This is a genomic window from bacterium (assembly GCA_021158245.1).
In the GTDB taxonomy this organism is placed as follows: Bacteria; Zhuqueibacterota; QNDG01; order QNDG01; family QNDG01; genus QNDG01.
Genome location: JAGGVB010000091.1, coordinates 1 through 8901 on the forward strand (window position 1 = coordinate 1; position 8901 = coordinate 8901).

The 8901-nt window shown below is 39.2% G+C and carries 10 protein-coding genes; all 10 read left to right on the forward strand.

Translation table 11 applies throughout. From position 1 onward, the window contains the following. Window positions 1-1536 (forward strand): methyl-accepting chemotaxis protein (locus J7K93_05475; GenBank protein MCD6116443.1); only part of this gene is annotated, 1536 nt, incomplete at its 5' end. A gap of 33 nt (window positions 1537-1569) precedes the next feature. Then, window positions 1570-2331 (forward strand): hypothetical protein, encoded by a 762-nt coding sequence (locus J7K93_05480; protein ID MCD6116444.1) that lies wholly within the window; start codon window positions 1570-1572, stop codon window positions 2329-2331. Then, window positions 2309-2683: a response regulator gene (locus J7K93_05485; protein ID MCD6116445.1), complete on the forward strand. Its 375-nt coding sequence runs from the start codon at window positions 2309-2311 to the stop codon at window positions 2681-2683. Before J7K93_05480 ends, J7K93_05485 begins: the two co-directional genes overlap by 23 nt. Before the next feature lie 57 nt (window positions 2684-2740). Beyond that, window positions 2741-4510 carry a chemotaxis protein CheA gene (locus J7K93_05490; GenBank protein ID MCD6116446.1) on the forward strand — a complete coding sequence of 590 codons (1770 nt, stop codon included), beginning with the start codon at window positions 2741-2743 and terminating at the stop codon, window positions 4508-4510. A 10-nt stretch (window positions 4511-4520) separates the two neighbouring features. Beyond that, window positions 4521-5351 carry a protein-glutamate O-methyltransferase CheR gene (locus tag J7K93_05495; GenBank protein MCD6116447.1) on the forward strand — a complete coding sequence of 277 codons (831 nt, stop codon included), beginning with the start codon at window positions 4521-4523 and terminating at the stop codon, window positions 5349-5351. 9 nt (window positions 5352-5360) lie between these two features. Continuing rightward, window positions 5361-6257, forward strand: coding sequence for an HDOD domain-containing protein (locus J7K93_05500; GenBank protein ID MCD6116448.1), 897 nt, complete (start codon window positions 5361-5363; stop codon window positions 6255-6257). Window positions 6258-6291: 34 nt separating this feature from the next. Then, window positions 6292-7371, forward strand: coding sequence for a chemotaxis response regulator protein-glutamate methylesterase (locus J7K93_05505; GenBank protein ID MCD6116449.1), 1080 nt, complete (start codon window positions 6292-6294; stop codon window positions 7369-7371). A 33-nt stretch (window positions 7372-7404) separates the two neighbouring features. Further along, on the forward strand, window positions 7405-7881 hold the full coding sequence (locus tag J7K93_05510) for a chemotaxis protein CheX (GenBank protein MCD6116450.1): 477 nt from the start codon (window positions 7405-7407) through the stop codon (window positions 7879-7881). A 65-nt stretch (window positions 7882-7946) separates the two neighbouring features. Beyond that, entirely contained in the window at window positions 7947-8441 is a 495-nt protein-coding gene (locus J7K93_05515; GenBank protein MCD6116451.1) for a chemotaxis protein CheX, read from the forward strand. A gap of 23 nt (window positions 8442-8464) precedes the next feature. Beyond that, window positions 8465-8884: a hypothetical protein gene (locus tag J7K93_05520; GenBank protein ID MCD6116452.1), complete on the forward strand. Its 420-nt coding sequence runs from the start codon at window positions 8465-8467 to the stop codon at window positions 8882-8884. Window positions 8885-8901 lie beyond the last annotated feature (17 nt).

Here is an 8901-nt window from a genome sequence, read left to right on the forward strand (position 1 = left end):
CTTGCTCCTTATAAAGAAAATGTTGTAAAGTCAGTACAGGGTAAAATATGGCTGAGCGGAGTTAATAAGTCTCCGGCATCGGGAAGGCCGGTAATGCTGATAACTGTTCCTATAAAAGAAAACGATATTGTTGTGGGTATTCTGGGTACACCGGTTGAGCTTAACAATTTTTCGCGGGAATATATTGATAATATAAAGGTAGGCAAAAGAGGATATGCATTTCTTGCAGATAAAAACGGTGTAATTCTTGCCCATCCGGATAAAAGTTTAGTAATGAAAAAGAATTTAAATGATTTTGATTTCGGGCCTGAAATGCTCCGGATCAAGAATGGTAAAATGGAATACACTTATAATGGTGAGAAGAAAGTGCAGTACATTGCCACAAATGAAAAAACAGGGTGGATAATTTCAATTACAGATTCTCTTGAAGACGCATTTCTTTCCCGCCTGCGAAGCATGAAGACTATTGCATTTTTTCTTGGGCTTGGAGCTGTACTCATAGTTGGTTTTGTGATTTGGTGGCTGGTCCATTCGGCAATAGCTGCAATACGAAAAGTTGCACAAAAGCTGGATGTGATAGCTACAAGCGGAGGAGACTTGACTCAGCGTCTTGAAGGCGGAGGTGATGATGAAGTGGGTATGCTTGTTAAAGGTTTCAACCAGTTTATGGAAAAATTACAGGAAATAATATCCAAAGTAAAAACCAATACTGAAGAGCTTGTTGCTGCTTCAAATGAAATAAGTGCTACTTCAACTGAATTGGCAACAGGTGCTGAGGAGCAGACATCTCAGTCGAGTGAGATAGCAGCCAGCGTGCAGGAGATGACCGCTTCAATCGTGGAGAATGCAAAAAATGTAAATCAGACTTCAGATATTGCAAGAGAGGCAAGTAGTAAAAGCCTTGACGGTAAAAAAGCTATGGCAGAGGCTCGTGAGGGATCGGAAGCTGTTGTTCATGTTACTGAGCGGGCTGTAACTTCTGTAAAATCTCTATCTGACAGAGCAGGGCAGATAGGTGAAGTAATCCAGGTAATTGATGATATTGCAGATCAAACCAATTTACTTGCTTTGAATGCTGCAATTGAAGCTGCCCGTGCAGGGGACCAGGGAAGGGGCTTTGCTGTTGTGGCTGATGAGGTGAGAAAACTTGCGGAACGGACAACAAAAGCAACAAAGGAAATTGCAGATACTATACATGCAATACAAAGCGATACAGAGGAGACATCTGAATCCATGCTGGAGGCGCAGAGCAAGGTAATGCAGAGTGTTGATGCGGTTGTAAAAACAGACGGTATTTTAACAGAGATTACAGCTGCAGTAAATACAATGATGGATATGATGAATCAGATTGCAGCGGCTACAGAGGAGATGAGTTCCGGAGCTGAAGAGATTTCTAAAAATATGGAATCAATAAGCCAGGTTACACGTGAGTCTGCTGCAGGGGCAGAACAGATGTCCATTGCATCAGAAGAGATGAACAGACAATCTGAAAAATTAATAGATATTATCCGGCAGTTTTCTTTGGGAGATAAGTGAACGTTATAAACCATAAAGGATTTTGTATCTACCATGGATGAAGAAAAGAGAAAAAAACTTGAAGAATTGCGTAAAGAACTGGACCCGGAAATCCTGTCAAAGATGGCGAAGTATCTTGGCGGTGACGAGGCTGCTGCAGCTGCGAGTATCGGAACCGGCGCAGTAAAATCTTCCGCAGGCCCTGCTGATACTTTAATCCCGAAGTCTGCTGCGGAGAAAAGCAGGGAAAGAAGAGCAATGCGGTTTCAGGAGAGGATGGCGAAGAAGAGAAGGGAAAATGGTACCTATATTGAAGTACCGCAGAATCGGAATTCTAATATCCACTTTGAAAGGCCCGTATATATTTTTAGTTCTCTTGATATCTGGGCTAAAATTATTGACAGCCAATTCAAACTGCTTGGTTATCAGGAGTCATTAGTTTTTTCTTCTTTTTCATCATTAATAAAAGAAATTCTCAACAGCCATAAAGAGAATAAAGAAAAAATATTTTATGTGGCTGTAGCTTTTCAGGATATAAAATCATTTATCATGGGCTGGCAAAACCTGAAAAATATGGCATTAAGCGAAGAAGCATTGAAATTCCTTGAGGGCATCCATGTTTTTTATGTTGTGGAATCAATGAAACAGATTGGAGATAGGTTTATTAGTATGTATGGTTCTGATAAAATTATTGCAATTACTGACGAGCCTGATGAAAACAGGGCCAAAGTGGTTTCCGTTGCAGGTGGCGGCAATTCATTATCTAAGGGAAAAGAGTCAGGGAGAGAGGAAAATGAAACGAATACTAATAGTTGATGATGAGAAAGTAGTACTTGACGTTTTGGAACGGATACTTGCGAGGTTAGGATATTCTACAGTTGTAGCCCATTCAGGCGATACGGCACTGGAACTATATGCAAAGGAAAAGAATTTTTTCGACCTTGTTCTTCTGGATGTGCTCATGCCGGGGAAAAACGGGTTTCAGATTGCAGAAGAGATGCGGCGGCTCAAACCTGATCAGAGAATTGTCCTTGTTACGGGAATGGGGGAGAATGCCATAAATGTAAAACGTGAAAATGCATCATCTGTTAAAATTAACGATGTACTTGCAAAGCCCTTTTCTTTTGAGAAAATAAAATCTCTCGTGGAGGAGATGACAAATAACTGATTTATGGCATTGATCTCTGTTTATGTTGAGATATAAAATATTTTAAAGGGAAGAAATATGGAGTCTATGGCGCAGGATATTGAACTTGTAAAAGAATTTTTAAATGAAACGACAGAACTTCTCGAAAATCTGGATAATGATCTGGTAAGCCTTGAAACGGAACCTGAAGATAGTGAATTAATAAATCGAATCTTCAGAGCATTTCATACAATAAAAGGGACATCCAGTTTCCTGGGATATGATCAGCTTGTGGAGCTCGGCCATGCGGCTGAGGATGTGTTAAGCCTTTTACGGGACGGTGAGCGTATTGTAACATCAGATATAATGGATATTCTTCTTAATGCAATTGATAAACTTAAAATTTTGGTTGATCAGATTCGGAACGATAAAATTGAAGCAATTGATCTTTCGAATGTATTAAAAGAGCTGTTAAAAATAAAAAATGGTGAAATCGGGATAAAAAATCTGGCTGAGAAGACATCCGAAACAGAAAGCAGCCCGGAAGAAGAGAAGAGGCCTGATGGAAACAGAGAAGAGAACCTGAAGAAGAGTGCTCCGGAGAAAAAAGAGAGAGGAGACAGGTTTAAAGGTGTGGAGACTTCAACCATACGTGTTGATGTGGAAAGACTGGACGGCTTGATGAATCTTGTAGGTGAGCTTGTACTTGAAAGAAACAGGCTTCTGCAGGTAAACAGAGAATTCAGGGTAACTCAGGATTGGCAGGATTATGAAGAGAAAGTCGCAGATACAACAGAAAAAGTAAATTTTATCACTGCAGAGCTTCAGCTTTCAGTATTAAAAATGAGAATGGTTCCTATTGACAGGCTTTTTAAAAAGTATCCCAGACTTATGAGGGATATTGCAAGAGACAAGAATAAAAAAGTTGAGCTTGTAATTTCCGGAGGTGAGACCGAGCTTGACAAGACAGTTATTGATCAGGTTGGGGATCCTATTGTTCATCTTATGAGAAATGCAATTGATCATGGAGTTGAACCCCCTGAAGAGAGGCAGAGAATGGGGAAGCCGAGAACAGGGAAAATAGAGCTTTCTGCTTCTCAGGAAGGGAATCACATAATTATTTCTGTCAAAGATGACGGAAGGGGCCTTGATATTGAAAAGATAAAACAAAAAGCACTTGAAAAGAAAATGGCCACGGAAGCGCAGCTTAAAGGAATGTCAGACAATGATGCAATGCAGTTAATATTCGAACCTGGTTTTAGTACTGTCGATAAAGTGAGTGACCTCTCGGGCAGAGGTGTGGGGATGGATGTAGTGCGGAATAATATCCGTAATCTAAATGGGATAATTGACATGCGCAGCAATTTCGGCAGGGGTACAGAAGTTATTTTAAAACTGCCGCTGACGCTTGCTGTAATTCAGGCTCTGATGGTAGGAGTGGGCAGGGAAATTTATGCAGTTCCTTTGACATCAGTAATTGAAACAATCAGAATTGATACAAAAGAAATTCAGACAATTGATCATAGAGAAGTGATTAGGCACCGTGATTCAGTAATACCTGTGCTTTTCCTGAAAAGAATTTTTAATGTTGCCAATGACAGTGATGATGTAAGTGATGGAAAATCAATTAAATATGTAGTTTTAATTGCAATCGCGGAAAAACGTTACGGGCTTATTGTTGATCATCTTCTCGGACAGGAAGAAGTTGTTATTAAATCTCTCGGAGAATATTTGGGAAATGTACCCGGAGTAGCAGGAGGTACAATCACAGGGGACGGGCTTGTACGATTGATTCTGGATACTGCCAATGTAGCGGAAATCGCAAAAGAGAAGTATTATTCTGCTCAGAATACGGTAATAGAGGATTAAAGGATATAGAATGAGCGATTTGTTAAAAATACGTGATTTGGTTTATCAGGAGACAGGAATGTATTTCCCTGATGATAAACAGTACTATTTTGAAGGCAGGTTTAAACGCCGGATTGAATCATTGGGGCTGAAAGATTTTAGTGAATATTATTCCTATCTGTCAAAGAAGGAAAACAAGAGAGACGAATTCTTAAACTTGATGAATGAACTCACAATCAATGAGACAAGTTTTTTCAGGAACAAGGCTCATTTCCATGCGCTTCAGGAGATTATAATCCCGGAAATTGCTGAGAAGAAAAAGGATATGGCTTTCAGGAAGATTAAATTCTGGAGTGCCGGATGTTCATCAGGAGAAGAAGCATATACAATTGCAATGATAGTAAATGAGTTGAAGGAAACAATTTTAAGCGGATGGAGTATTGAAATAATTGCTACTGATATTAGTGAAAGAGTTCTGAATATTGCAAGAAAAGGTGAATACAGACAATATGCTGTCAAAAATATGCCTGAAGAGTATAAAAACAGATATCTAACCTTTAATAACGGAATCTATACTGTAAAAAAAGAACTGAAAAATTATATAAAATTTTCAAATGTAAATCTTAATAATGACATGTCAATGCTTTTTATGAAGGGGTTTGATATTATTTTCTGCAAGAATGTTTTGATATATTTTGACCTTGCGTCAAAAAAGAGAGTTATTTCACATTTTTTTAACGCCCTTGATGTAGGGGGAAATCTGTTCATCGGGTTCTCAGAGTCGCTTTTTGGAGTTGACAGCAGATTTAAACTTGTTCATTTCCCCGGGGGAATGGCTTACCGCAAAGATATTCATATTTAGAGGTAAAAGATGAGGGTTAATGATAAAGATTTGTTAGTTAATACATATGTTACCCGCGCAATGCCGATTCCGACTTTGCCGAGTGTTGTTTCAAGAATACTTGAACTTTCAGGCAAGCCGGATGCGAAGGTGGAGGAAGTTGCAGATGCTATTCTGACGGATAAAGTTTTAACTGCACGCATGATAAGATTGGTAAATTCTGCATTCTGGGGTATCAGGAGGAGAATAACTTCAATTCGGGAAGCGATTGTTTACTTAGGGTTGCATCAAATCCGCAGTATAGTTCTTACTACATCTCTATTTAATTCTTTTCCGGAGAAGAATCCTTCTTTTGATATCAGGCGTATTTGGGAACACGGGCTTGGTGTTGCTATGGTAAGCCGCCGTATTGCTGAAAAAGTAGGGTACAGTGATTCTGAAAAGGCGTACATCGGGGGATTGATGCATGATATAGGGGAAGTTTTGCTGAGCCAGTACAGCCTTAATGAATTTGAAGAAGTGATTGAAGTTGTTAAAAATGAAAAGATATCTTTTTATGATGCGGAGAACAGGGTTATAGGTGTGAATCATACTGATTTTGCAGACTGGTTTGGCGAGCACTGGGGCTTTTCGGAAGAGTATGTTGAAGTTATTGCAAAACATCACTCATTAGAAGAAGCGGAAATCAATCCTCCTCTTGTTGCAATTGTTGTTTTGGCAGATTTGTTGTGCAGAGTACGCGGCCTTGATTACGGGTTTGAGGAAAATATAGAAATTGTTTTAAAAGATGAACTCGCATGGAAGATTCTTGTTGATGACAATCCTGATCTTGCTAAAATAGACCTTGTCAGGTTTACCCTGGATCTGGATGCACTTATTGCAGAAGTTAAAACAATTGTCAGGGATATATACAGAAGTGATGATTAGTATAAGAAAATGTTGATATGGAGACTCAATTGATATGAATAACACCCGGAAGCAAATTAATATTCTTGTTGTTGATGATTCTGCGTTCATGCGGGTTGCCCTGAAAAAAATTATTGAGGAAGACGGCACGATAAAAGTGATGGATGTTGCACGGAACGGCGAAGAAGCCCTGAAAAAGATAAAGAGGCATAAACCTGATCTTGTTACTCTTGATATTGAAATGCCTGTAATGGACGGATTAACAGTGCTTGAGAAAATCATGAATGATATGCCTATGCCTGTGATAATGATAAGCTCTTTGACAGAGGAAGGCGCTGATGCGACTATGCGTGCTCTTGATCTTGGTGCTGTTGATTTTATACCCAAGGGAGGCAAATCCTATGTAAATCTTGATATTGTCAAGGTCGGTGAGCAGCTAAGGCAGAAGATAAGGGCCATTGTTAAAAAGGGCAGAATACAAAAATACGGTATGCAACCCGGATCGGGTGCAGATAAGAAATCATTTCAGCCGGATTACGTCAATCTTCCGGCAGTAAAGGAAAAGTGCGGTGTTGTTGCTTTGGGTGTTTCTACTGGCGGCCCTCTTGCGCTTCAAAAAATGATACCTATGCTTCCGGAAGATTATCCGTCAAGTATTCTTGTTGTTCAGCATATGCCGCCGATGTTTACAAAACCTTTTGCAAAAAGATTAAATCAGCTTGCCAAAGTAAAAGTTAAAGAAGCCTCTGAAGGAGATATTACAGAACCCGGGACAGTTTTTATTGCACCCGGAGGAAAGCATATGATATTTGAAAGAAGGAGCGATGGGAAACTTGTAATAATACTTTCTGATATTCCCGGTGATACACTTTTCAGGCCTTCCGTAGATGTGATGATGCTTTCAGCTGCATCTGTATACAGAAGAAAGATTCTCGGAGTGATTATGACAGGCATGGGAAATGACGGGCTGCAGGGAATGATAAGAATTAAAGATCTTGGCGGAACAACACTTGCACAGGATGAAGCCTCATGCGTTGTTTATGGAATGCCTAAAGCATGCGTTCAGAACGGTATAATTGATCAGACCATTCCACTTGAATTGCTGGCAAACAGTATTGTTCATTATTCCGGGTAAAGATATACAAAACTGAAAGAATGGGGTGTTTAGATGGAAGAGCATTTTTCAAAAATCATAATTAATACTACAGAGAAAGTATTTAATAGTATGGTTTTTATGGATGTCAAGGGTAAGGAATCTGACGGGAATTTTACAATTGAGGGAGTTCATGTAACTGCAATGGTAGGATTTGCAGGAATTTATGTAGGCCTTTCAGCTATTCACTGTTCTATCGGGCTGGCACGTAAGATTTGTGCATCAATGCTGCAAATGGATCCGTCGAGCCTTACCAATGAAGATGTCCGTGATGCATTGAGTGAAATATCCAATATGATTTCAGGGCACTTTAAAGCACAGCTTGCAAATACAATTGATGCTGAAGAGCAGGTTTTCGAACAATCCGTACCATCTGTAATTAGCGGTGAAGATTATGAAACTCACGTTATTACTGACGCGCCTCATTATTATGCAGAATTTACAACAGGGGAAGATGTATTCTATGTAGAACTTGCGATGAAAAAGGTATGATTGCCGGAATCCGAATTGATAGTCAGTGTCTATGATTAATGTGTTATAAATTATTAGGAGTTCAGATGATTACACAAGAGACTGAAAAAGAGTTATTATCTAAAGCATTGGATGAAGTTTTTGGAACAATGATGAATCTTGAAGTGACTCATTGTGATTCGTGTGACGATGATGATATTATTCATCAAGAGCACCTGACTGCAACAATAGGTTTTGCAGGAGGATGGAATGGATTTGTTTCAATTGCATGCAGCATTACTACTGCACGGCTGATAACCCAGCTTCTCCTTGGCACCAATAGTGATGAAATCCCGTGTGATGAAATCAGAGATGCAGTAGGGGAGGTTGTCAATATGGTTGGAGGAAGATATAAGACTTTGTTTTCTGAACATCAGAATAGCAGCAGGGAAGTTTTTAAGATGTCAATACCATCTGTGGTACAGGGGAAAGAGTATAATATTTTTGCGCCTGCAAATAGCGGTTCGACAAAAATTGCAGTAGAAATAAAGGATGAAAAACTATCGGCTTTTATTGCGTTAACTGAAGATCAAGGCAATTGAGCAGGTTTAATAGGGGTAAGGAAATGAAGCCATTGCCATACATTTTAAGTGCTGTAATTATAGGTTTCGGAGGCCTTGCAGAAAAATTTGACAATACAGGACATAGTGTTACAATTGTTGTACGTCATGTTGATAAATTTAATATTCAGACTGAAAATGCTGATCAAATAAAAACAAGCGCACTTCATTGGACTTCAACGAGAAATGGAAAGAAAATTACAGTTAAAAGAATGATCTCCGGGGAAGTAACCGATCATGGGTATAATGTTATCAGATGTAATGGGGGCACTGTTGCAGAAAATATGATTTCGGCCGAATTAGACATGGATTTTATTGTTAATCTCAGCAGATCAGGGGAGTGCATTCTATATATGAAGAAGCCGAAACACGGCCGTAATAAAAGGAAAGAAGTAATTATTTATACAATAACAGACACATATTAAATAAACAGGATTAAAGA